The sequence below is a fragment of the Halospeciosus flavus genome (assembly GCF_029814175.1).
GTDB classification, from domain to species: Archaea; Halobacteriota; Halobacteria; order Halobacteriales; family Halobacteriaceae; genus Halospeciosus; species Halospeciosus flavus.
The window spans coordinates 155,399-176,291 of record NZ_CP122313.1 but is presented as its reverse complement, the minus strand read 5'-3'; the positions used below and the strand labels follow the sequence as shown (position 1 = coordinate 176,291).

26 protein-coding genes, 2 tRNA genes and 1 pseudogene are annotated in these 20,893 nt (G+C 56.6%); 13 read left to right on the top strand and 16 right to left on the bottom strand.

What is annotated here, in order from left to right:
* Positions 1 to 2: 2 nt before the first annotated feature.
* The 7 genes from P0Y33_RS17795 to P0Y33_RS17765 all read right to left on the bottom strand — a co-directional run bounded on the left by P0Y33_RS17795 (position 3) and on the right by P0Y33_RS17765 (position 3,902).
* Positions 3 to 572: a hypothetical protein gene (locus P0Y33_RS17795; RefSeq protein WP_279530169.1), complete on the bottom strand. Its 570-nt coding sequence runs from the start codon at positions 570 to 572 to the stop codon at positions 3 to 5.
* Entirely contained in the window at positions 569 to 937 is a 369-nt protein-coding gene (locus P0Y33_RS17790) for a hypothetical protein (RefSeq protein WP_279530168.1), read from the bottom strand. Before P0Y33_RS17790 ends, P0Y33_RS17795 begins: the two co-directional genes overlap by 4 nt.
* 98 nt (positions 938 to 1,035) lie before the next feature.
* Positions 1,036 to 1,365 carry a hypothetical protein gene (locus P0Y33_RS17785; protein WP_279530352.1) on the bottom strand — a complete coding sequence of 110 codons (330 nt, stop codon included), beginning with the start codon at positions 1,363 to 1,365 and terminating at the stop codon, positions 1,036 to 1,038.
* A 229-nt stretch (positions 1,366 to 1,594) separates the two neighbouring features.
* Positions 1,595 to 1,924, bottom strand: a complete 330-nt coding sequence (locus P0Y33_RS17780; protein WP_279530167.1) for a DUF7558 family protein — start codon at positions 1,922 to 1,924, stop codon at positions 1,595 to 1,597.
* Complete coding sequence (locus P0Y33_RS17775; protein WP_279530166.1) at positions 1,924 to 2,217, bottom strand: hypothetical protein; 294 nt, start codon at positions 2,215 to 2,217, stop codon at positions 1,924 to 1,926. Before P0Y33_RS17775 ends, P0Y33_RS17780 begins: the two co-directional genes overlap by 1 nt.
* Positions 2,218 to 2,490: 273 nt before the next feature.
* The gene (locus P0Y33_RS17770) at positions 2,491 to 2,931 is read right to left on the bottom strand and encodes a hypothetical protein (protein ID WP_279530165.1); all 441 of its coding nucleotides are present in this window, start codon (positions 2,929 to 2,931) and stop codon (positions 2,491 to 2,493) included.
* Between the two features lie 653 nt (positions 2,932 to 3,584).
* Positions 3,585 to 3,902, bottom strand: coding sequence for an RPA12/RPB9/RPC11 RNA polymerase family protein (locus P0Y33_RS17765; protein ID WP_279530164.1), 318 nt, complete (start codon positions 3,900 to 3,902; stop codon positions 3,585 to 3,587).
* A 1,248-nt stretch (positions 3,903 to 5,150) separates the two neighbouring features.
* Here P0Y33_RS17765 and P0Y33_RS17760 point away from each other — a divergent pair.
* The gene (locus P0Y33_RS17760; protein ID WP_279530163.1) at positions 5,151 to 5,570 is read left to right on the top strand and encodes a hypothetical protein; all 420 of its coding nucleotides are present in this window, start codon (positions 5,151 to 5,153) and stop codon (positions 5,568 to 5,570) included.
* 4 nt (positions 5,571 to 5,574) lie between these two features.
* Here the strand turns inward: P0Y33_RS17760 and P0Y33_RS17755 are convergent, their stop codons facing one another.
* On the bottom strand, positions 5,575 to 5,892 hold the full coding sequence (locus P0Y33_RS17755) for an amphi-Trp domain-containing protein (protein ID WP_279530162.1): 318 nt from the start codon (positions 5,890 to 5,892) through the stop codon (positions 5,575 to 5,577).
* Between the two features lie 144 nt (positions 5,893 to 6,036).
* Here P0Y33_RS17755 and P0Y33_RS17750 point away from each other — a divergent pair, with 144 nt between their 5' ends.
* Both P0Y33_RS17750 and P0Y33_RS17745 read left to right on the top strand, forming a co-directional pair.
* Entirely contained in the window at positions 6,037 to 6,177 is a 141-nt protein-coding gene (locus tag P0Y33_RS17750) for a DUF7557 family protein (RefSeq protein ID WP_279530161.1), read from the top strand.
* A gap of 58 nt (positions 6,178 to 6,235) precedes the next feature.
* Complete coding sequence (locus tag P0Y33_RS17745) at positions 6,236 to 6,466, top strand: hypothetical protein (RefSeq protein WP_279530160.1); 231 nt, start codon at positions 6,236 to 6,238, stop codon at positions 6,464 to 6,466.
* Between the two features lie 811 nt (positions 6,467 to 7,277).
* Here the strand turns inward: P0Y33_RS17745 and P0Y33_RS17740 are convergent.
* Positions 7,278 to 8,204, bottom strand: coding sequence for a hypothetical protein (locus P0Y33_RS17740; protein ID WP_279530159.1), 927 nt, complete (start codon positions 8,202 to 8,204; stop codon positions 7,278 to 7,280).
* 319 nt (positions 8,205 to 8,523) lie between these two features.
* Here P0Y33_RS17740 and P0Y33_RS19190 point away from each other — a divergent pair.
* Positions 8,524 to 8,700: pseudogene (locus tag P0Y33_RS19190) on the top strand (macro domain-containing protein); the annotation flags it as partial.
* Between the two features lie 602 nt (positions 8,701 to 9,302).
* Positions 9,303 to 9,803 carry a macro domain-containing protein gene (locus P0Y33_RS17735; protein ID WP_279530158.1) on the top strand — a complete coding sequence of 167 codons (501 nt, stop codon included), beginning with the start codon at positions 9,303 to 9,305 and terminating at the stop codon, positions 9,801 to 9,803.
* Positions 9,804 to 9,854: 51 nt separating this feature from the next.
* On the opposite strand, the gene rnz is transcribed toward P0Y33_RS17735, so the two are convergent.
* Both rnz and gnd read right to left on the bottom strand, forming a co-directional pair.
* Complete coding sequence (gene rnz, locus P0Y33_RS17730) at positions 9,855 to 10,784, bottom strand: ribonuclease Z (RefSeq protein WP_279530157.1); 930 nt, start codon at positions 10,782 to 10,784, stop codon at positions 9,855 to 9,857.
* Between the two features lie 77 nt (positions 10,785 to 10,861).
* A complete protein-coding gene (gene gnd / locus P0Y33_RS17725) occupies positions 10,862 to 11,764 on the bottom strand; it encodes a phosphogluconate dehydrogenase (NAD(+)-dependent, decarboxylating) (protein ID WP_279530156.1) in 903 nt (300 codons plus the stop codon).
* A gap of 323 nt (positions 11,765 to 12,087) precedes the next feature.
* On the opposite strand from gnd, the gene P0Y33_RS17720 reads away from it, so the two are divergent.
* The 3 genes from P0Y33_RS17720 to hisI all read left to right on the top strand — a co-directional run bounded on the left by P0Y33_RS17720 (position 12,088) and on the right by hisI (position 14,535).
* On the top strand, positions 12,088 to 13,173 hold the full coding sequence (locus tag P0Y33_RS17720) for a mandelate racemase/muconate lactonizing enzyme family protein (RefSeq protein WP_279530155.1): 1,086 nt from the start codon (positions 12,088 to 12,090) through the stop codon (positions 13,171 to 13,173).
* Between the two features lie 468 nt (positions 13,174 to 13,641).
* Positions 13,642 to 13,995: a 4a-hydroxytetrahydrobiopterin dehydratase gene (locus tag P0Y33_RS17715; protein WP_279530154.1), complete on the top strand. Its 354-nt coding sequence runs from the start codon at positions 13,642 to 13,644 to the stop codon at positions 13,993 to 13,995.
* Between the two features lie 162 nt (positions 13,996 to 14,157).
* Positions 14,158 to 14,535: a phosphoribosyl-AMP cyclohydrolase gene (gene hisI / locus P0Y33_RS17710; protein WP_279530153.1), complete on the top strand. Its 378-nt coding sequence runs from the start codon at positions 14,158 to 14,160 to the stop codon at positions 14,533 to 14,535.
* Between the two features lie 19 nt (positions 14,536 to 14,554).
* On the opposite strand, the gene P0Y33_RS17705 is transcribed toward hisI, so the two are convergent.
* Positions 14,555 to 14,629 (bottom strand) — tRNA-Met (locus tag P0Y33_RS17705).
* A gap of 1,235 nt (positions 14,630 to 15,864) precedes the next feature.
* Between P0Y33_RS17705 and P0Y33_RS17700 the strand changes: the two genes are divergently transcribed.
* Genes P0Y33_RS17700 through P0Y33_RS17690 form a run of 3 tightly spaced genes read left to right on the top strand, consistent with a single transcriptional unit; the run spans position 15,865 to position 17,122 of the window.
* Positions 15,865 to 16,074: a hypothetical protein gene (locus tag P0Y33_RS17700; RefSeq protein WP_279530152.1), complete on the top strand. Its 210-nt coding sequence runs from the start codon at positions 15,865 to 15,867 to the stop codon at positions 16,072 to 16,074.
* Between the two features lie 5 nt (positions 16,075 to 16,079).
* Positions 16,080 to 16,727 (top strand): DUF7504 family protein, encoded by a 648-nt coding sequence (locus tag P0Y33_RS17695; RefSeq protein WP_279530151.1) that lies wholly within the window; start codon positions 16,080 to 16,082, stop codon positions 16,725 to 16,727.
* Complete coding sequence (locus tag P0Y33_RS17690) at positions 16,724 to 17,122, top strand: hypothetical protein (protein WP_279530150.1); 399 nt, start codon at positions 16,724 to 16,726, stop codon at positions 17,120 to 17,122. The genes P0Y33_RS17695 and P0Y33_RS17690 overlap by 4 nt, the downstream gene beginning before the upstream one ends.
* 56 nt (positions 17,123 to 17,178) lie before the next feature.
* On the opposite strand, the gene P0Y33_RS17685 is transcribed toward P0Y33_RS17690, so the two are convergent.
* The gene (locus P0Y33_RS17685; protein ID WP_279530149.1) at positions 17,179 to 18,525 is read right to left on the bottom strand and encodes a ribonuclease J; all 1,347 of its coding nucleotides are present in this window, start codon (positions 18,523 to 18,525) and stop codon (positions 17,179 to 17,181) included.
* Between the two features lie 256 nt (positions 18,526 to 18,781).
* On the opposite strand from P0Y33_RS17685, the gene P0Y33_RS19185 reads away from it, so the two are divergent.
* Positions 18,782 to 18,961, top strand: coding sequence for an amphi-Trp domain-containing protein (locus P0Y33_RS19185; protein WP_321170513.1), 180 nt, complete (start codon positions 18,782 to 18,784; stop codon positions 18,959 to 18,961).
* 117 nt (positions 18,962 to 19,078) lie between these two features.
* On the opposite strand, the gene P0Y33_RS17675 is transcribed toward P0Y33_RS19185, so the two are convergent.
* Complete coding sequence (locus P0Y33_RS17675) at positions 19,079 to 19,603, bottom strand: phosphoribosyltransferase family protein (RefSeq protein WP_279530147.1); 525 nt, start codon at positions 19,601 to 19,603, stop codon at positions 19,079 to 19,081.
* Between the two features lie 216 nt (positions 19,604 to 19,819).
* On the opposite strand from P0Y33_RS17675, the gene P0Y33_RS17670 reads away from it, so the two are divergent.
* Positions 19,820 to 19,990 (top strand): DUF5786 family protein, encoded by a 171-nt coding sequence (locus P0Y33_RS17670; protein WP_279530146.1) that lies wholly within the window; start codon positions 19,820 to 19,822, stop codon positions 19,988 to 19,990.
* An 85-nt stretch (positions 19,991 to 20,075) separates the two neighbouring features.
* Here the strand turns inward: P0Y33_RS17670 and P0Y33_RS17665 are convergent, their stop codons facing one another.
* Positions 20,076 to 20,318 carry an amphi-Trp domain-containing protein gene (locus P0Y33_RS17665; protein WP_279530145.1) on the bottom strand — a complete coding sequence of 81 codons (243 nt, stop codon included), beginning with the start codon at positions 20,316 to 20,318 and terminating at the stop codon, positions 20,076 to 20,078.
* A gap of 208 nt (positions 20,319 to 20,526) precedes the next feature.
* Positions 20,527 to 20,602: transfer RNA gene (locus P0Y33_RS17660), tRNA-Arg, on the bottom strand.
* Between the last annotated feature and the right edge of the window lie 291 nt (positions 20,603 to 20,893).

Here is a 20,893-nt window from a genome sequence, read left to right as displayed (position 1 = left end):
ACCTACTCCTCCAGAAGTGCTACCAACTGGGCGACGTATGGGCTGTTGTCCCAGCTCCGGAGGGGGCTAATCGCGCTAAGGAGCGTTCTCGCCTCTTCGTGGGTCATATGCCCGTTTCGGGCGTAATCACAGATGAGCCGCGGCGTCGGGACGATTCGCGGCCCTTCGAGCACCGCGTGGATGAGCGGGAAGTTCGTCCCACCAAACTCGTCGGTCAGAAAGCCGTCGACGTCGAGTGCGTTCGCGAGGACGATGCCATCAGTTTCGCCGTCATCGAGGCCGAACGTCGGTCGCGCGTCCGGGGTGTCCTCGCGCGCATACGGATCTTCGACCGTGTAGTGGCCACGGGCCGCGAGGACGTTACTCGCGGCTGCGGCGTGGATGTCCTGATACTGCGTGATGTCGCGGAGTTCTGCGACTACTTCCGGAGGGACGACCACGTCACAGGAGGTGAGCAGGTATTGGAACGGGTCGGGAACATCGGTACCGATGGCTGCATCCGCACGGGGCACCGCGAGACTGACGAGCGCGCTCGTGTCGGCGACGACTGTTCGCAGTCGTGGACCGCTCATCGATCGTCGTCGACCGCGGTGTCGACCGTCGTCACCTCCCCATCGTAGACGTCGACGTCATCGGGGGTAGCGAGATCGAGTGGTTCGTCCTCAAGATCCGCTTTGAGGAGGCGGAGTCGCTGGGCGGTCTCGGCGCCCACCAGTTGCTTCACCGTCTCGAACTCGAGTTGGTCGTCGTAGTACTTCGTCGCAACTAATTCCTGGAACGTCTCGCTGTCGGCAGTGTCTTCGATGTACTCCCGGATGGCATCGACGAGGAGATCCGTCCGGTCTTTGTCGAAGAGATCGGCGATGGCATCGAGCCGGTCGACGAGATACTCCGGCGACTGGAAGTGAACCCGTCGCGGATCGTCGCTTGCACTCATTGTATGTGCAAGTTTTGCACATAGACGGATAACGGTTTCGGCGTATGCACAGAGCTTGCACATTAACGCCCGTGGAACAGGAAGAGTTTACGCCGATCTCAGCCGTCGTCCTGTGCGTTCAGTTCGTCGAGGAACTGGCCAGCGGTCGTCCCGATACGAACACCGTCGACGTTGCGTACCTCGAGGTCTTGGGTGGCGGTCCGGAAGGGCGTGCCGTCGACAAGGACGCGGTGAATGACGATCCGGACAGGGGCGGTACCGTACCTGTCGACGACAGTCGCCATCTGTTCGTCGAGATGCCCGTCGTGGTGATCCGTACGGGGATGCTGCGCGCGCTCGAATACGAGTTCGACCACATCGTCGACCGATGCGTGCTCGGGATTTCCGGTTCGTTCACGAACGTCGTAGAGGCCCTTAGAATCAGACATCAGCACTCACCCCTGGTGTCCGCCCCAGTGTCAGTCGTCGATGGTTCCAGTCCTCGCTGCTGGCGAATCTCGGCAAGGGAGCCTTCGTGCGTAATCGAGGACCTGCAGCGGGGTAGTCCATATCATTCTGGATGTCGTCCCCGGTGTTCAACGTACTGGGACTGCGTAAGTCCGTTACATCCGAGAGTGTAGGAGGCGACCACAGGTAGTGCTACGCTAAAACATTGCCTCAACAGTCGGCGACGAGGTGCTCCTCGAGATCGCATGTCCAGTACGTCGCGAGCCCGCCGGGACTACAGCGAGCGCACAGCTGCAACGAGCCTTCCAGATGCCCGAGTTCCACGCGGAACCGCGTCAGCGCCGCGAGTGCGTCGAGGACCAGCCCACAACCGTCGCAGGCGAAGTGATCGCACTCCTCGGGGTCTGGCTCCACCTGGATGGCACAGTCGACACAGATCGGGTGGGTGATCCGCTCGTCCTGTCCCCAGGTGTGTGCCTCGCCAGTCTCGGTACCGGGCGGGGCATCGCAGAACGCACAGCCAACGAGTGTCTGTTGCATCACTCGCCCTCCTCGTCGTCAGCGTCGCGGGCGGCTGTCCAACCACGATGGAAGACGGCCAGCTGCGTCGTCGAGTCGTACGCGGTACCGCTCGGCTCGTGAACCAGAACTTGGTCCTCGGGAACCGGAGTGACGACGTCCGCGTCGATGAGGTCGTTGATCAGGTTCTGGGCCGTCGTGTCGTCGACGTCCGCCGTGTCGACGCCGGCGGCGTCGCGGTCCTGGGCGAGCTGTTCCTTCTCGAACTGTTCGTGGTCAGCACTCGTGTCGTCGTGAGGATCGGGATCAGGCATGGTGAGTCACGCCGCGCACGCTGTTGCGCGCTGCACGCCTCCTGGCGTGCACGAGAAACACGTTCTCGTGCGCACACCAGAACGCGGAGCGTTCTGGGGACGCCGACAAACAGTTCATGGCGTACAGATTCGGCACCTCCTCGGATCGCCCGGCCGCCAGGATACACTCATTCGAGGAGTCGGGCGGTGGGAGGGGGCGAGGGAGTGGATCCAGCCCCACCGTTAACCAACACCGTGCCGGTATTGGTCGGAAATGTTGGTTAAGCCTAACCGCTACGGCGTTCGGAGCTCTCGAACTGGCTTCACGACGAAGGTGTCTGCCTCGCTGGCTGCTCTCTCACCTGACCGCTCCGCCGGCGTCGAAGGCGACCGCATAAGCTGAGTGATGAGCTCGTCGCGAACGGTTCGGCGAGGGATGGTGGTCTCGTGCCAGCCCAGACGGTCGTCGAAGTGCCGTTTCTGGAACTGCTCGCCGACGTTGTCGGCCGCGACGTACTGCGTCCGCGTCGACCGCCCGACCTGCCGGGAGATGAAGACGGCGCCCACGGCCTCGTGCGTGAGCTCGACGAGAGTACACTCCACGAGGGCGACGACCGACGGATGATCCCGGTCGGTCGGAACCGTCATTTCGAGGTCCGCCCACGGCGCCTCACCGTCAGTGGTAGTTGCTGCGTGATCCGCTGCTCGAGTCTTGCTGTGTCGTTCCGAAGCCATCGTCTATCGGGGGCATGTGATGCGCCCCGCCACCCCCTTGCGGGGGCAACAGACCCAACCGAACACACCCGGTCAACCTATGCGCTACATCTGATACATCTGTGATTCCACTACCCTCGTGATGGGCCCCTCGGCCTGAGAGAGCCGGCGGTCTTCGCACACCGCATATCGCCTTTTTCTTTGGACGAAAACCGCGATATGCAAGGCGAAATAACGCCCTCAAATCGCAGAAGAACCCCGTCGGGACGATTTGAGCGCGTAGAAAGTACCTCGACGAGTTCCGTGATAATGCTGTAGTTTTAGAAATTGCTCGACGGCGGGGTAACGAAGGTGATATCGGCCGTATCTGGATTCCTTGGATCCACTGCTTCACCTGTTCAATGTCTCTCAAGATCTCCCGATCGGCACTTCGAACCGTGAAACACTCCTCGATTCTCTCGTTTTCGGCCGTGTTAGGCGCTGAAAATTGCTCGACGGGAGTTCAGAAGAATCTGATTCTAGTCTGCAATTCAAATTTTGAAAAACTGAGGGGAATGGCTCTATGGAAACCTTTCGAACTAACACAACCGGCTTTCTGAATATCTCCCCGGGAGTTGAGAGTTTGATGTGGCGGTCTATGCATTTTTATGCGGCGGGGTTCGCAAGATGCGCCGTCAGGAGTCGCGCCACTTGTGGCCGCACTCGACGCAGGTGAATAGCCGAACCTCGTAGGAGCCGCCCGGCTTCGGTATCATCTCGTAGTGTGCTCGGTCGCTGTCGCAGTCATCCGCCGGACAAGGCTCTTGCATCGTCTCGGTGGAGTCCTGAGTCGCGTCGGCTACGTCGGGTGCCCCATCGTCCTGCTGCCCATCCTGAGTCGTCATCGCTGCTTCGGCTTGCGAGTCCCGCGACTCCTCGCTCCCACAGGAGCGACACACCCACGTGTCACCCTCCGTGTGCATCACTGACCCACATTCGTCACAGAATTGCATATATCGTAGGAATACACGGTTGTCGGATATATGTGTTAACTTCCGGTTCCCGACAGCTATCAACTGGCAATGGGGTGTAGTAGATATGGCTCAGAATCTCGGGACGAAAGCAGACGTCGGTGTCGGAATTATAGCGCAAATATTCGCTATCAGACAATTACCGGCCGCTCATCAGCATCACGAAATGATACTCTCAGACGCTGGTATCGGAATCTTACTGGCACTATTTGGAATAAAAACACTAGCGGAGTTACAGCGATAGAGCGATAGTGTACTTCGTATGTACTCTGCACCGATCACGCAGACCAGAGAACGGCCTTCTAGGAAGGGCTCCCAAGCAAAGGGCAATTCACACCTGCTAGTCTGAACTTCCCACCCAAGGTTCCAGATTCCGCTTTGAAGAGGCACCCTGTGGCCGGAAATATCTGTACAGTGATGTTACGAATCGATAAACTACGATGACAATCTTGCCAGAATGTCCATGCCGGGGAGCAGACACCCGGCCGGAATCTACAGGAATACGAGTCCACGTATGGCGTCCGTGGATAGTCGCTTCACCGGTTCGCACAGGCCGTGTCCTCAGCCCTGTTCTGATGACGAACGGGAACGGGCCTCATCGGACCCAACAACCTACCTTCGGTATTCAGTCATAATTCAATAGGCATCGGGTTTAGCCGTTGTGGTTTTGAGAGACACATCGTGCCGATCTCACGTATGGCGCACAACTGACGTAACCTATTTAATAACATACAATCAAGTATTGGTTGACCGCGGGCTCGTCCCGTTCTTTCTTCACCACGCTCGCCCCCTCAGACATCGAACCCTTTGTCAGTGGTTGACCATCCAGTCGCCGTCTGATCCGATCCGGTATTCGTTGTACGGGACTCGCCTCAATCGGTTATAGCCATGAAGGAAACAGACCTCCCGTGTTCGCGCTGTGGTACCGCACTCGTCGAGCGCTCTGTTCCCACAGACCAACTCGCCATCGCAACACCCGTTCAAGACCGTGTCCAGGTCGCGGTCTGTCCCGGCTGCGGTGCACATTACTATCCCGAACAAACACTCACGATGCTCGCAGCTGAGACTACCCACTCCTCTACTCACGGTAACAACTAACCTTGGCCCAGGTCAACTTCCAACACGACATTCAAGTAAATACCCAGTTAGGAGCGCAACTTCAGCTGGTAGCCGACAACCTAATTCCCTTGAACGGTATCGACCGATATTCAGACCAGCTTTCATCGACATATGACCGACGCTGAATACGATCTGCCAGACAAGTGGTGCGTACAACCCTCCGAGAATTCCGACGAGCAGAATGTCGAATTCCACTACAAACCCGGAACAGGAACCCGATTTATCGTGCGGGTCGTCGTCGAAGAATCCGACCGACGACCATACAAACTCAGACTCTCAACAGTAACTCGGACAAACGTCCGTCACGACTACTACGTCGAAGCTTACGACACCCGTTCTGAGGCAATCGCTGCCGCGGAATTGTTCACCGAGTATCTCACGGCCAACCTTCGACAGGGTAGCCTCTCCACTTCGGATCCCGACATCGAATCGGTACAAGATACAATCGACGCCTTCGTCGATGACTCCTCGCCGGACGTATTGGTGCAGATTCTCCGCCACATCCGGTCACGATATGGATTACTTTCGTAGTTCCCTACGCGAGGTCCGGCGTCTCACTTTCGACGCGACCGGGGAGTTCGACCTCGATCTCCAGTTCCGGTTCGCTGTCTCCCTCGTACTCGATGTCGAGGTTCACCGGTTCGCCGAACGTGAACGGCAACTTCCAGTCATCGCCTGTGACCGTGATCTCGTCCTGTTCGATGAGCTGCTCCCCGAGCTCGATAAGGAATTCACCCGCGTCAGCTGCACTGACGTAGTACTCCTCTTCGAAGAAGCTGTCCGTGACCACGCGCTGTTCAGGCTCTGATTCCGATTCCTCGACCGACGCCTTCTCCGTTGGCTCTTCAGACATGTCGATACCGTCGGCTGCAACTCGGATAAAACTTCACTGAAAGGGCCGTCCGACAGTATTTCCTAGAACACTACTCTCGAACGTGCCTTCTCCCTAGCGGCTCTGCCGTGATAGTTTACTTGTTGCAGACGGAATGATGAGACGATGCCTAAGATTTCACTCGACGAGGAGACGCTCGAACGGCTCGACGCGCTCCGCGTCGAGGACGAGAGTTACGACGAGATTGTCACCGAACTCATCAACATCTACGAAACAGAGGAACTGACGCTGTTCACCTCCGAATAACCTCTACTAGCCACCACTCGACGTAACCACTTCTCGTGTGGAACCGGTAGCGAGCGATATGGGGGACGACGTCGAAGAGCGGGACGAGGCGGTCACGATTGCCGAAGAATATGCCGACAGCGAGTGCGTCGGAGAGCTCGGCGAGGTCACCGATGTCGAAGAGCGGGACAAGTCGTGGTACGTCGAGTTTCAGACGCACACGTTCTCCGAGACGTACACCCACAGCGTTGAGATAACGAAAGCCGTCGGTAACGTGGTCTCGCACGACCGTTCCAGTCAGTTCGAGTGACGCCGCTCGCCACAAGTGGAAACGAATTTCTACCTCTAAGCGGAGGTTCACGGGTGCCTGATTCTCCCGAGATATCGAGGAAGTGAGCCGTATCTTCTCCTCGCTGAAGTCGAAATTGACGGACCTGGACGAACAGATCGATATTGCACTGACTGAGGATCGGTCGGAGCTGAGATTGTTCCTGTCGGGCGATAGGACTCGATATCGCGTTCGGCCTACTGTTAGAAGTGGTGGTACTCGCACTACTGGGCGGCGTGTGGAATGCACTAGCCGTCGAATTCGCGCCTGTGTCGCGTACGCCTTCGGCTATTTCGGGTGGACAGAGATGATTACCAAGCACATCATGCTCGCCATGCTTCTCGTCCTCGACAACTAGGTGACACCCCGAAGCGTGTTTCGCCTTAAGGGACTTGTCTACGTGTGAAACGTCGTGGGTAGCTGTCTCTTTACTGTCGGCCTCGCCTGGTTTATTCTGTGATACGGTATTGTACTGCCGGCGATGTCGCGCCCCATCTGAAGGCTCGTCCCGGCAGCGTTCACGAGCGCGTTAATCTCCTGCTCGGTGATATACCACCAGACGTCCGTGTTCCATTATTAAGACTAGCGTACTAGCTACGGTTTTTGTGGCGTTGTGATGGATTACATACCGTCGCGTTCGAATACGTCCAGCTGTCGTCGATCGTGTTCTGTCACACCGTCCGGGACACGTTCGCTGATAGTCTCTACGACCTGTACAGGAGACATACGTGAACACTAGCGCCCGAACGCATTAAAAATAATTATGAATTATGTGGGTTGTCGTGGCCGCGAGTCATGTGTTTCCAGCGTCGGCCGTAGTGTATTCGTCGAGTTCGGTACGAATCTGGGCGACCGCGGTTTCGTGGTCGAAATCACCGTCCGAAGGTTCGACCACACCGACGTGGTCGTCGGGGAGGAACCAGACCCGGGCGAAGCCCGTCGTCGCATCCACCTCGTCGATCGTCCAAATCTCTTTCTGCCAGTACGTAGCCGGCTTCCCGGCGTACAGTCGGTTCACGTCGTCTGGGACCGGTTCCTCCTTGAGCTCCGTGTAGCCAGCGGCGACAAGCGCGTCTCGCTGCAGCCCCTCGACGAGGTTCGATGTTAGTTCGGTGCTAAACGCGTCTACGGTCTCCTGATAGACATCGTCCGCGTACTGCTGGATATCTCTGGAGGGGACAGCACGACTGACGTGATCGAATACTGCATCGGGGTCGTCAACCGATAAATTCGCGCTGTACCGGGTTGCCTCGACGGTTTTCATTATGCTGTCGTCCGGGTGGGCGTACAGAATGACATCAACGACAGGATAATCTCCCAGATGAGGGACTGTCGGGTCGGGAATCTCGATGAGCGCGTTCTCCGTAATCGTCGTGATTGACGTGTAATGCTCTTGGAGATAGTTGGAAAACGCAGTAGCCGTCTGTTCGATCGCCGACACGTTGAGACGGTGGAAATATCGCTGAATCTCTTGTAGTACTTCCGATTCCGAAGGCGTGTTGGAGAGTAACCCAACGTGTTTCGAGTAGTCCCGGATTGCCCCCCAGATGAGTTCGTTCGGGACGTCGTCGTCACCATCTCGTGCGAGCAGCATCCGGTCGAAGTCGTAGATGTTTGCTGAATCAGTATCCAATCCCTGGGTAAACCGAGCAACGTATCGCTCGATGAACTCTCCTCGGTTGATATTCGTCAGTAGCTCCTTCTCATTTAACTCTGGCACGATCCACTGCTAGCTCGATAATGAAAGCGATAAAAACTTACTTTCTGTCCGGAGCGTGTGTAGTCCATCGGTGCGCAAATGCGCGCTTGGGTTCTCGTGTCGGCCGGACGTTTTACGTTACCGACACCAATATTCAGTATGGACTTCGACGTGGTCCACGGGAACATCGCTCACCAAACGGCACACGGCCTTGTAAATACGATCTCCCCCGACTCGCAAATGAACTATGGGGTTGGGGGGCGTTTCGCGCCGAACTCGGCGACCAGTTCGTCGAGGATGTACGGAGTGAGCAACCGTTCCATGGTGGGACGTCGTCGTCTCGGACGCCTACAAGTTGCCAGCGCTCTTTCTCTTTCACGCCGTGCCGGTCACGCAGAACGGCGCGGCGACAGAAGACAGTATTCGGAGCGCGGTCCATGGCGTGCTGGCAGCTGCTGACGAGCGCGAGTGTCGGTCGCTGGCACTGCCCGTCCTCGGCTGTGGCGGCGGGGGATAAGTGTTCGAGATGGGTGTAGAGTTCATCTGCGATGATATCTGGTAGTTCGACGCATCGACTCTGGCCGACATTCGGATTGTCAGTCACTCCAGCGATGATTTCAAGCGATTGCAGTCGGTCGCCGGGAGCGTCAAGGTTGCACCCAAGCGACGCTGATCGGGAACCGAGCTTCGTCGTCCTACAGTGAGGTAGCCTTCTACTCGAACGATAGTTTTGGTGCCGTTCACTCGTGCATGGTTCGAACACGAGACGTGTTCGATCCTCCTGTGTTCGGAGTGCACGGAGACGAACCTACATGGGGCTTGAGGTCGCTCTTCGAAAGGTAATGTCGGCTGATATCGTACAGTGCCCAGAATGTGGATGGACGGGTCAAGAATCAGAGTTCGAGCTGGAAGGCGACGAGCGCAAGTGTCCAATCTGTCAGTACACGATCCGGCATCTTTGAGACGCGTCGCGCTCTTCGGTAGCGACGGTTCACGGATGAAATTCACCGTCTGGCGGTTCGAGAGGTTATTTGCAGTCGAATTCGCTTGGGGTAGCGGCGAGGGGATTCGAAGTGCGTGTGACCTATGCTTTACGTCGGTGCCGTCGTACAATCGGACATGGATTTCACTGTCGTCCAGGGAGACATCGCCGACCAGGAGGCTGATGGGCTCGTGAACGCTGCCGGGACAAGCCTCCAGATGGGAAGCGGTGTCGCTGGCGCGCTTCGCAGGGGCGCGAACGGCCCAATCAACGAGAAGGCCGTCTCGAAAGGGCCGGTCGAACTTGGCGGCGTCGCGGTTACGGACGCCTACGAGCTCGACGCGGAGTACGTGATTCACGCCGCGGCGATGCCGCATTACGGGAACGGTCGAGCGACGAGCGAGAGTATTCGTACCGCGACCAGAAACGCGCTCGAAAAAGCAGACGAATTGGGATGTAAGTCACTGGCCGTCCCGATTCTCGGAACCGGCGCGGCCGGCTTTGATTTGGAAACCGGTGCCAAACTCGTCTGCGAGGAGGTATGGCAGTACACGCCAACGAATCTCTCTGACGTTCGCATAATCGCGTATTCGGAGTCCGAATACCGGACACTCGCAACAATCGCAGAACGATTCTAATCAAATTTTGAAGTCTACTGCGTGAACCTGAAGAAGAGGACGTCCACAGGACTACTTGTCGTCGCTCTCGGGATAGGGAATTGTGATTGTGTCTCCATCATCAGGTAGGAACACGCTGTCACCGAATCTCTCGACGGCTTCGTTTTTGAGAGGTTTGACATCGGTCGCGTACCGTGAGGAGATATGTGTGAGTGCGAGTCGCTTGACATCGGCCTGCGAGGCGACAGAAGCGGCCTCTTGGGCTGTTGAGTGGGCAGTTTGTTGCGCCCGTTGCTGTCGGTCCTGAGTGAACATCGCATCGTGGATCAGCAAATCTGCGTTTGCAGCGGCCGAAACAACAGGCTCTGTTGGTCGGGTATCGCCGGTATAGACGATTCGCCGCCCCGGACGTGGGTCACCGACGACCTCCTCTGGCTGCACGACAGTTCCGTCCTCAAGTTCAACGGAAGATCCTTCGTGGAGTTGGTGGAATTTTGGCCCGACTGGTACGCCAAGTTCTTCGGCTCGTTCACGGTCGAATCGACCTTTCCGTTCGGCTTCGGCGAGAGCGTATCCAACGGAACGTGTTCGATGATTGGTCTTGATAGCTCGAATCGTATACTCGTCGTGTTCGATAATCGGCTCACCAGGCATCGCGTCGTGTACCTGAACACGAAAGCCCGGTGTCGTCCCCGTTGCGTCGAGGAGATTTTCAACAGCTCCAGAGGTGCCGGCAGGTGTGTAGATGTCGAGGGGTGCAGTTCGCTTGTTGAAATCGAGCGTCTGTAGAAGCCCGGGAAGACCAAGGACGTGATCGCCATGAAGATGCGTGAGAAAGATAGTTGACACGTCGAAGCCGGTAGAGAAGCGCATCATCTGTCGCTGTGTCCCCTCTCCGACGTCGAAGAGAAATCGTTCCCCCTCTCGGCGAAGCAGAATTGCGCTCGGATTGCGCTGAGTTGTCGGAACTGCCCCACTCGTTCCGAGAAAGGTCACATCCATAGTCCCAGTTCGGAGAGCAATGCGGAAAGCAACTTCGAGATTCGAGGACGCGACTTCGACGACTCTATCGTACGATATTACTCGCTCTCATCTTGTCGCTTGACCTCGTGACGCCCAAATCCATACCGGAGACGATTGGCGAGACGCCGTGAGAATCGCATATCGCGACTACTGAAGCGTTCAGCTAGGGCACTATAGATGAGTGGAACCGGGATTTCTTGTTCGAGCGCCTCTTGGACGGTCCAGGTTCCCGTTGAGCCACCCGCGACGTAGTCTGCGACGTCACCCAGGTCGGTTCCTTCTTCGCGGAACGCTTCCTCACAGAGGTCGAGCAGCCACGACCGGATGACAGCGCCGTTGTTCCACGTCTTTGCGACGGCCTCGAGGTCGAGATCGTAGCGACCGTTTGCCAGCAGTTCGAAGCCTTCACCGTACGCCTGCATCAGCGCGTACTCAACGCCGTTGTGGACCATTTTCACGTAGTGGCCTGCTCCCGACGGTCCGAACCGATCGTGGCCATTTGGGCCGGTTGCGATCGCATCGAAGACTGGTGTGAGTTCGTCGTACGCCCACTGCGGGCCACCAATCATGAGTGAAAACCCGAGCTCAGCACCCGCGGGCCCACCACTTGTCCCGCAGTCGAGATATGCTGCATTAGTGTTCTCAGCACGACGGATGGAGTCCTGATAGTTCGAGTTGCCACCGTCGACGACGATATCATCAGCACAGAGCGATGGTTCCAGTTCATCGAGTGCAGCGTCGATCGGATCGCCTGCAGGAACCATGAGCCAGATGCGCTTCTCATCACCGAGTTGGTCTGCAACGTCTGGAATCGAGGTGGCTCCGGTTGCGCCTCGTTCGACAGCGGTGGCGACCGCATCCTCGTCAATATCGAAGGCGACAACCTCGTGGTCAGCAGCAAGTACTTGGTCAACGACGATCTGCCCCATCCGGCCAAGTCCAATCACTCCAAGTTTCATATTTACTCCACGTACGCCTCATCACGGTTGGGCCTCGACTGTTTCGGTACTGTACTGAGACTTCAGCAATTTCGGAAGGGGTTTTTTGACCTGGGATTAGTCATCACATAAGATATAACTAAATATACTAACCCTTATATATTAATATTCTATACATGTAGTGTATATTCACGATAGATCGGATCTCTAACTGGAGAGAATCAAGCGGTGATTCCGAAGCCGGAATGTCTTTTAGTGCTCATTCTGGATTGGCTCGCATGGAAGTTACAGATGTCGAAACATTCGTAGTCGATGCTGACTGGCGGAACTGGTTTTTCGTCCAAGTGGAAACCGACGAAGGCATCACTGGCGTTGGTGAAGCCCTGGGCGCCGAAGGACTTACTTCCGCACTCGAAGAAGTCGCGGAAACGCACAAGCACTACGTCATCGGCGAAGACCCGCTGAACCGGAATATGATAAACCGAAAGCTCACCCGCTACCCATTCGCGTGGCGGGCGGGCAAACTTATCAACGCGGTCGCGGCAGCGTTCGATATCGCGCTGTGGGACATCGCCGGCAAGTACTACGACGAACCAGTCTGGAAACTCCTGGGCGGGAAGGTCCGCGACGAGGTCCCAGTCTACGCCAACGGCTGGCACATCGGCGAGCGAACACCTGAGAACTACGCCAAGCACGCCGAGAAAGCTATCGAAGACCAGGGCTACGCGGCACTGAAGTGTGATCCGTTCGCCCACTACGAGTACTCGCTGAACAACCAGCAGATGCAGGAAATCGAGGACCTGATTAGCGCAGTCCGTGAGGCCATCGGTCCGAACCCCGGTATTGCGATTGACTGCCACGGCCGGTTCACCCGTCGGGGTGCCATCGAGGTCGCTGACGCTCTCGAGGAGTACGATATCATGTTCCTCGAGGAACCTGTCGAACTCGAGGACCCCGAGGTGATGGCGCAAGTTACCGAGCGGGTGAATATGCCCGTCTCGACCGGCGAGCGCATCTACAATAACGCGAACATGGAGCAACTCATCCACAAAGACGCCTGTGACATCATCCAGCCCGACGTAACCAACTACGGAAGCCTCGCTGAAACGCAGGACGCGGCAGCAATGGCCAAATCTCGCTACATGACGATCGCCCCCCACAACCCCAACGCCGGCATCTCGACGGCGGCCTCGCTGCACCTGTGTGCCACCCTCGAGAACCTCGAGATCATGGAGCACATGAGCCGAGAGGTGGAGTGGGCCGACGAGATTATCGAGACAAGCTGGGAAGTTTCTGACGGCACCATCGATGTGCCCGACGAACCCGGTCTCGGCGTTGAGTTCCACCCCGATGCCGCCCGCGAATATCCCGGTACGCCCAAAGAACAGAACAGCCTCTTCGACGAGGAAGGCGCACTCAAACGCCCGTAGACCACTACTCAACGCCAGACTGGAGGGAATCTCTTTCCCAATATTAAACTTTCATAGACTCGAGGAAGGACGTAAGCCATCAATAGCTCTTAACGTGTAGCTTCTTGTCTCACAGGCCGGATTGTCTAGTCGGCTAATTGTTTGACTAACGTGTTTTCCGGAACATCCCCAATAATGATTTGTTGACTGCTAATTTATATAGTGTATACCCGTGTTTCAGAAACTTCAGCGTCTCCTCGGACTCGGTGGTTCGTCTTCCGCAACGTATCACTACCGTTGTACCGAATGTAATACGGAATTTCAGTCCTAGACTGCTCCACAGCGTATCCAGTGTCCAGAGTGCCTCTCAGCTAAGTGACGGAACTCGACGAGTCCTGAAGCCCCCCGTTATCGAAGTGTCCGTCTTGGCATCGTCACTCCATCCGACGAGAACCAAACTACAAACAGGAAACCTGTGTAGATGGAAATATGGCATCGGCCCTGGCAGATGAAGCGTGTGAAGCGTGTACGTCAGATGATGAGCCGCTCGCGGAGGCGGAATTCGCGAAGTACCTTGCCGAACTCGAGGAAGAAGTCTGGAATGTGGTAGACGACCACCACCTCGAAGGTACCTACGAGTTCGAGGATTTTCGAGATGCACTCGAGTTCACCTACGACGTTGGGGAACTCAGCGAGGAGGAATGGCATCATCCAGATATCCACCTTCAGTGGGGCGAAGTGAAAATCGAGATGTGGACGCACAAAATCAACGGGCTCCATAAAGCCGACTTCGTGATGGCAGCCCGAATGGATCGAATTTATGACGAGTACGCACCTGAGTAGCGAGTACTCGGATACCCAGTTTGGTGGATTTGTACGAGTATCGATTAGCGGCCGTCTACGCACTCATACTCATTCAGTTCTGAAACTCGTGTCTCCCGACGGGGTACGTTCCCAAGTTTGGAAATGGGAAGTGGTATCCTCTGTCTCTCTCAGTATCTGCATATGCAGGAAGAACGTTTTGACGTCGATCTCGAGTTTGGGGATAACAATTTGATTCCCGCAATTGCACAGGACGCTGAGACGGGTGACGTACTGATGCTCGCGTACGTCTCCCCTAAGGCGCTCACAGAAACCCAGAACACGGGACTCGCTCACTACTACTCTCGGAGTCGCGATGAACTCTGGAAGAAGGGTGGCTCCAGCGGGCACGTCCAACGGGTCGAAGAGATTCGCGTTGACTGCGATGGTGATGCACTTCTTTATCGAATCGATCAGGAAGGTGGGGCGTGTCACACGGGCTATCGCTCTTGTTTCTATCAGACGATCGAAGGTGAGACCGTCGGTGAGAAAGTCTTTGATCCGGACGAGGTCTACGAATAGTGGTTGTAGCGGCGCAACATAGCAGGAGATGGATTTGAACCATCGATCTCCAGGTCATGAGCCTGGTGGAATCTCCGAGCTATCCTATCCCGCTACATATCACTCTGTGATATCCATGGATAAGCGTTGAGAAGTCACTTCTATCCTCCTCCACGTAAACGCCGAGGAATTCCGAGTGGTAGGGGTCTTAGGTTTGCGTTCCGATTACTGGGCTTCCAGTCCATTTAGGACAGGTGGTTACACAGTATTAGACCGGTGGGAGACTAGCGGTACCAAACCGTCTAAGACCCTATTCTTAGGCGTATTAGGCGTTCTATTCATCCTGGACGTACCACAGGTATCCATCTTAAATCCTAAGTAGAAGGCGTGTACGGCTCGGATAGTATCGTCATCACAAGGGGCTCAGTGCGGGGGTTAAAAGGTTCGTCATCGCCGTACGCAACCGTTTGTAATATACGAATTGTCTTTAGCGTTCGCCTTCCTAGCTTCTCATAGAGATTTACAGAATTGAACTGTATTCGGCGCTCCCCTCTTGGGACTTGGAACGAACCCTAGGTAGTCCTTGATGGCTGGTTCTCTACTTTCGGAATGGTTTGATGGAGTGAACGCTATACTCGTCGGCAAGTTAGCGTGTCGTGTTTTCGTCTTCTCAACAAACATCGCGATACTGCTGGTTGTCCAGTTTGTGCGTTTGAGTCATCACTAACGAGAATTGTTCTTCTTCCGGGACCTATCGGATATTGGCCTCTACAGCCTTTTATTCGCCAGTATAGTTTCCGAATGTATTATCGAAGCCGTAGTTCAATCAAATTTGAGGATACAGAACTCTCCTGACAAATAGACTCTACCGTTCCTGTGACGAGAGTACTGGCAGCGCTACCTCATATAGATGAAAGATCCATGTCGGGGAGCAGACGCCCGACCGGGATCGACAGAAAGGCAAGTCCACGTATGGCGTCCGTGGACGGCTACGTTCGTCGGGTTACACATGGCGATGTCCTCAGCCACCGATGGCGTCATCGGACACTCCAACTACCCAATCGCGTAACTGGGCGGTGTATCTCGATTCAAACTGCGGGTTCCTCACTGTTAACTGTTGTGGTTTTGCAACTCTCCCATCTGTTTATCAATACTCGTGCATATTCAACGAAACGTATTTAGTGCCAGTACGACATTCTTGAACTAACTCGGGTTCGTCCCGTCCTTTCTTCGCCCCCCATCGGTCCGCCGCACCATGGGAGTCATACTCGCCGCCTCCCAACTGCGTCATCCTCGTTCCGGCTCGTCCGTGGGTGCCCCCGACGGGACGTAACCCGGCCACATTCACTCATGAACGAAACCGACCTCCCCTGTTCGGACTGTGGGAGCGCCCTCACCGAACGAATGATTCCCGCAAAGGACCTCCCACTCCCAGTAGAGACGGAGCAACCAATTCAGGTCGCTATCTGCCCGTCCTGTGAGGCCCGCTACTATCCAGAGCAGACGCTCACTACCCTCGCAGGAACACCGGCCGACCCAGCACGCCACGGAGACCGGTAAGCCGAATGGACAGCAGCTGCGCACACACTGACGACGGGTACGGCAGTCAGTTCCCTGCTATCTTCGAGACTGGCGCGACAGTTCTCGTCGCCACAGCCGGGTCACCAGCTGACTACGACATCGACCTTGAAGCGCTCGCAACCTTCGGAACCGGGTTGGATACGGCTATCGTCGTTACGACGGCAACGCCCGCGACGGAAACCATCGAAGCATTCGCTGCGCGGACCGGCGTCAGCGAACGCCCCGCTCTCAAACTGGTCGATGCAACAGGAACCCGTCCTGCGTACGGCGCACCATACGACGAAATTCCGATTCTCTCCACGACTGGCCCGGACGACCTTGAGCGTCTGCTCGTCGCGCTCGCCGACCTCACAGAATCCTCGGTTCGGTCGCCAGCTCGCCGCCACCTCGTCGTTCGCTCGCTCTCGCCGCTACTCGAAGCCAATCCCGTCGAGCGCATCACGACCGTCCTCGAACGAATCTGCGCATACCGGTCGTCCTCCGGACTCTGTCTATTCGGCTTCGACTACACGAACCACGACGAATCGACGCTCGCTACGCTCTCCGACCACGTTGACGGCATCCTCTGGATTCGAGAGCTAGCTGCCGACCAACCCGCCTTCGATTACGAACCGACGACCCACCAGCTATGACACACTCCGATATCGACGTTCCAGCAGAATGGCGCGTCCAGCAGCCCGCCGACCAGCTACGCTCGCCCACGAAGTGCTACTATCGGACATCGACCGGCACCACGTTCATCGTCACAATCGTCCCGGATGTCCCCGACGGCGACGGCTATAGTCTCCGGCTCTCGACGGAAACACCGACGAACGTCCGCCACGACTATCTCGTGGACCGGTACGACTCGTGTCGGACAGTCACGTCGGCAGCCGAGTCGTTCATCCCGCACCTCACGCGGCAAATCCGGAGAGACGAACTCTCCGCGTCCGACCCGAGCATCGACGCAGTCCAACGGACGATCAAGTCGTTCAGAGAAGAGTCTGTTCTCCAGTCGCTCCGTCGAACCATCGGCCGGCTCCTGTAGTACGCGACGCGAGAACACCCGAGAGCGTGGATACGACTTCTGCCCTCTCGGCGGTGTTATTCGACGATTTGGATGGTGTTGCCGTTCTGGGTGACGTGGAGGTCGTGGCCGACCTCGTACCCCTGACTCTCCGCGAGGCTGACGTATCCAGAGAATCCTTCCATGTTCTGGTGGGCGGGGATGAGGTGATCGGGCTGGAGGGTGTCCAGCATCTGGTAGTGTCCCTCCTGTCGGAGGTGGCCGGAGACGTGGACGTCATCGTAGATACGCGCGCCCTGCATCCGCAGCAGTTGCTCGCTCTGGTAGCGCTGGCCCTCGTTGGTCGGCTCCGGAATGATACCCGCTGAGAAGATGACCTTGTCGCCCTCTTCGAGGTCGTATGTAGTTTCGCCACGACCCATGCGGGTGAGCATCGCGCGGGGCTCGCCTTGGTGGCCGGTGACGATGGGCAGGAAGTTCTCCTTGCCCTCGTTCATGATTCGCTCGAAGGCTCGATCCACACTCTTGCGGTGCCCGAACATCCCAAGGTCGTTCGTGAACGAGACAGCGCCGATGCGTTCAGCCGCGCCGGAATACTGTTCCATCGAGCGGCCGAGCAGAATCGGCTCCCGACCGATGTCCCGAGCGAACTCGACGAGGCTCTTCACGCGCGCGATGTGGCTCGCGAACGTCGTGGCGACGATGCCGCCGTCGTAGTCCTCCATGCTCTGCATGACGTCCTTGAGTTCGCTGCGCGCGACGGACTCGCTGGGCGTACGGCCTTTTCGGTTGGCGTTGGTGCAGTCCTCGACGTAGCAGAGGACGCCGTCGCCTTCGCGGCCGATCTCGCGGAACCGTTCCATGTCGATGGGGTCGCCGATGACCGGGTCGTGGTCGATGCGCTTGTCGAGGCCGTAGACGACCGCGCCCTCCGGCGTGTGCAGCACCGGATTGATAGCGCCGATGACGGAGTGGGTGACGTTGACGAATTCGAGTTCGACGTCGTCGCCGATATCCATCGTCTCGCCGGCCTCCATCTCTACGAGGTCGTTGTTCACGTTGAACTTCTGTTCGCCCTCGATTTGCCCTTTCACGAGTTCGAGCGTGTATGGGGAGGCGACGATGGGCGCATCGTAGCGGTGTGCGAGCTTGCTGATTGCGCCGATGTGGTCGAGGTGACCGTGCGTCGGTACAATTGCTCGAACGTCCCCGTCGAGGTCGTTCATGATGCGGTCGTCGGGGATAGCGCCCATGTCGATGAGGTCCAGCGAGTGCATGCCCTCCGTCTGGATATTGTCGTGAATCAGTACCTTCGAGAGGTTCAGCCCCATGTCGAAGACGACGATGTCGTCCCCGGCACGGACCGCAGTCATCTGCCGACCGACTTCCTCGTAGCCGCCGATTGTCGCGATTTCGATTTCCATAGTAGGTCCGATCAGAGCAGTCCCAGTACCCCGTAAGGGGGACGCCCGGGAGAGGAGAGTAGGGAAACAAGCGCGAGCAACGATAGCGGACAACGGCGTGTGACCGCCGATGACCGTATTCAGCTAGCGTGGACACCCGACTCGGGGACGACGCGTGTTTCGGTTACCTCACTGTAGGTGCCCGCCGCGTAAATACCTCGGGAACGAGTCCCCTGCACAGCCCTCGACATAGCGGCCAGTTGTTTTTCCTTAGTTCGTGTCGTCTTTCCGCACGGAATGCCCGAAGAAACGATTTTCCGTGTTTCGTCCGCGTCGCACGCAGGAGGATATCGCTGACTCACTCCGCACGCTCGCGGAGAGACTCGAAACGGGCGAAGACGTTACGTTGTCGGCTGGCGGCGAGTCAACGACGGTGACCATGCCGGACGAACCCTGATTCGAGGTCGAAGTCGAGCGAGAAATCCCGTCGTCTGGCGGCCAAACGGAGACCAGTATCAAGGTGGAACTTGAGTAGAAGGAAGGAGCCGACTCGTTCACCATCGAATAACGGCGGTTACTCTCGGAAAGACTTGACCGAGTAGACGCCGTACTCGTCGTTGAGCCGACGCGTGGTCTCGTTTTCCTCCGCTGCGAGTAGCGCAATCCCTCCGACAGTGCCGCCTGCACGTTCGAGTAAGTCGATAGCGGTGCCGACTTGGGATGCGGTTTCCATCCAATCATCGACGAGGAGAATCGGGTCGTCCGTGGGTACCTGTCGTGTATCGACTTCGAGCATCTTCTCTTTTCCAGTGTAGTCCACGAGCGTGTCAGCAACGCGGTGTTCCTCTCGGATTGGGAGTTTTTCGTCTTTCCTGACGGCGATGAACCCGACACCGAAGCGGCGTGCGAGTGCCGTCCCGGGAATGAATCCCATCGCGTCGATTCTCGCGACGTAGTCGAAGGCACTGGGATCGAGTTCGGTGGCGAGGTCGTTGACGAACGCATCGAACGTATCGGGGTCGGCGAAGAGGGCAGGAACGTTCGTTCGATACTCATCCTCCGGACTCTCAATTCGGTTGCGGTATTCGGACCATTCCATAGGCACTCTTTCTTAAGGGGGAGTCGAAACGATTACGGCACCAATTCTTGGTACTGTCTGGATTTTCTAAAGGGAGCTAGAGGACTGTAGGCAGCGAGTTTGGTTGTCCGTGCAGTATATGGGAAAGACAGCCAAATAGGATTGGGGACCATCGAAATCTCTGCGATTGCAGTATAGATCGTACACTTTTTGCCTTCCCCTAGCAAATGTGGTCGTATGGGTTTTGGTAGCTACGACGAGTCCGAACAACAGGACCAGAACGTCGAGACGGACGAGGACAAAGGAGTCAACGTCCACGAGAACGACCACGAGGGCGACGTTCACTTCGAGACGAACGCCTCGACGGACGACCTCGTCAACCAGCTCAAGGACATCAAAGACGACTAGCGCTCGATGACGCGAGCCACGTTCCCGTTACTGAGTCGTGGAACATAGTCGATCACTGTAGTGGGATCTTCAGCACACCGGGGCGCTACTCCTTCCACCTAATTTCATATTCTAGTTCGTACCGCTGCTCGCCGGTTTCTGAATCTGTGAGTCGTTCGAGTTCGACCTCGAAACGCGGGCTGTCTGGAACAGTAACGCGCTGTTCGTCTGCGTCGTTCCCTACTGTGACATCACCTGAATCGATCTGATCAGCCGCGTTACGTAACGATTCGGCGATTTCCCCTCTCGATACTTGCTCTTCGGATTTGAACAGGACTTCTTCTGGCATCAGTTCACAGTACGTCTTCGACCGTCATATAGCCAAGTGGAGAATTTGGAGCAGACGCACGAGATTCAGTACGACGGTTGCGTATCGTACCGGTCAACTTCCTCTCGGCGGGGGAGTATTGAGGACATACTTGTTCTGGATACTCGGTGTTGAGAACGAGTCAGGATTTGACTACGTACTGACTGCGATGAAATGTCTAGAGTTGGGACGGGCGCTGTGGGATTTGAACCCACGAACATCTTGGTCCGAAGCCAAGTGCTCTATCCGAGCTGAGCTAAGCGCCCACAGTATTGGGAAACGACATGGGGAAGAAAACTCCGACGATGTTTCTGTCGGAGTTTTTCTCGAAGTAAGCGTGGGTCTATTCCGAAAACACAATTTCTATGAGAGTCGAGACGATACTATACTAGGTGCCTCTAGATGACGTGCTTCGTGAGCGTGTCGTCTTTGTTGGCGGAAAAGTGAGCGGTGTAGAGTGTCCGAACTGTGAGTTCCGAACCCGCGATATTGATCTGTCTCCACACAGAATTCGAGACGTAACGTGTCCTGATTGTGGGGCGAGTATTCTCTCCGAG

Coding starts and splice junctions, on each gene's coding strand:
- hisI (WP_279530153.1), top strand. CDS start 14,158: ATGCAGGAAGAACGTTTTGACGTCGATCTCGAGTTTGGGGATAACAAT.
- P0Y33_RS17770 (WP_279530165.1), bottom strand. CDS start 2,931: ATGGCTTCGGAACGACACAGCAAGACTCGAGCAGCGGATCACGCAGCA.
- P0Y33_RS17690 (WP_279530150.1), top strand. CDS start 16,724: ATGACACACTCCGATATCGACGTTCCAGCAGAATGGCGCGTCCAGCAG.
- P0Y33_RS17745 (WP_279530160.1), top strand. CDS start 6,236: ATGGGGGACGACGTCGAAGAGCGGGACGAGGCGGTCACGATTGCCGAA.
- P0Y33_RS17785 (WP_279530352.1), bottom strand. CDS start 1,365: ATGTCTGATTCTAAGGGCCTCTACGACGTTCGTGAACGAACCGGAAAT.
- P0Y33_RS17790 (WP_279530168.1), bottom strand. CDS start 937: ATGAGTGCAAGCGACGATCCGCGACGGGTTCACTTCCAGTCGCCGGAG.
- P0Y33_RS17675 (WP_279530147.1), bottom strand. CDS start 19,603: ATGGAATGGTCCGAATACCGCAACCGAATTGAGAGTCCGGAGGATGAG.
- P0Y33_RS17700 (WP_279530152.1), top strand. CDS start 15,865: ATGAACGAAACCGACCTCCCCTGTTCGGACTGTGGGAGCGCCCTCACC.
- P0Y33_RS17735 (WP_279530158.1), top strand. CDS start 9,303: ATGGATTTCACTGTCGTCCAGGGAGACATCGCCGACCAGGAGGCTGAT.
- P0Y33_RS17760 (WP_279530163.1), top strand. CDS start 5,151: ATGACCGACGCTGAATACGATCTGCCAGACAAGTGGTGCGTACAACCC.
- P0Y33_RS17685 (WP_279530149.1), bottom strand. CDS start 18,525: ATGGAAATCGAAATCGCGACAATCGGCGGCTACGAGGAAGTCGGTCGG.
- P0Y33_RS17765 (WP_279530164.1), bottom strand. CDS start 3,902: ATGCAATTCTGTGACGAATGTGGGTCAGTGATGCACACGGAGGGTGAC.
- P0Y33_RS17795 (WP_279530169.1), bottom strand. CDS start 572: ATGAGCGGTCCACGACTGCGAACAGTCGTCGCCGACACGAGCGCGCTC.
- P0Y33_RS17755 (WP_279530162.1), bottom strand. CDS start 5,892: ATGTCTGAAGAGCCAACGGAGAAGGCGTCGGTCGAGGAATCGGAATCA.
- P0Y33_RS17775 (WP_279530166.1), bottom strand. CDS start 2,217: ATGCCTGATCCCGATCCTCACGACGACACGAGTGCTGACCACGAACAG.
- gnd (WP_279530156.1), bottom strand. CDS start 11,764: ATGAAACTTGGAGTGATTGGACTTGGCCGGATGGGGCAGATCGTCGTT.
- P0Y33_RS17670 (WP_279530146.1), top strand. CDS start 19,820: ATGGGTTTTGGTAGCTACGACGAGTCCGAACAACAGGACCAGAACGTC.
- P0Y33_RS17695 (WP_279530151.1), top strand. CDS start 16,080: ATGGACAGCAGCTGCGCACACACTGACGACGGGTACGGCAGTCAGTTC.
- P0Y33_RS17715 (WP_279530154.1), top strand. CDS start 13,642: ATGGCATCGGCCCTGGCAGATGAAGCGTGTGAAGCGTGTACGTCAGAT.
- P0Y33_RS17780 (WP_279530167.1), bottom strand. CDS start 1,924: ATGCAACAGACACTCGTTGGCTGTGCGTTCTGCGATGCCCCGCCCGGT.
- rnz (WP_279530157.1), bottom strand. CDS start 10,784: ATGGATGTGACCTTTCTCGGAACGAGTGGGGCAGTTCCGACAACTCAG.
- P0Y33_RS17750 (WP_279530161.1), top strand. CDS start 6,037: ATGCCTAAGATTTCACTCGACGAGGAGACGCTCGAACGGCTCGACGCG.
- P0Y33_RS17665 (WP_279530145.1), bottom strand. CDS start 20,318: ATGCCAGAAGAAGTCCTGTTCAAATCCGAAGAGCAAGTATCGAGAGGG.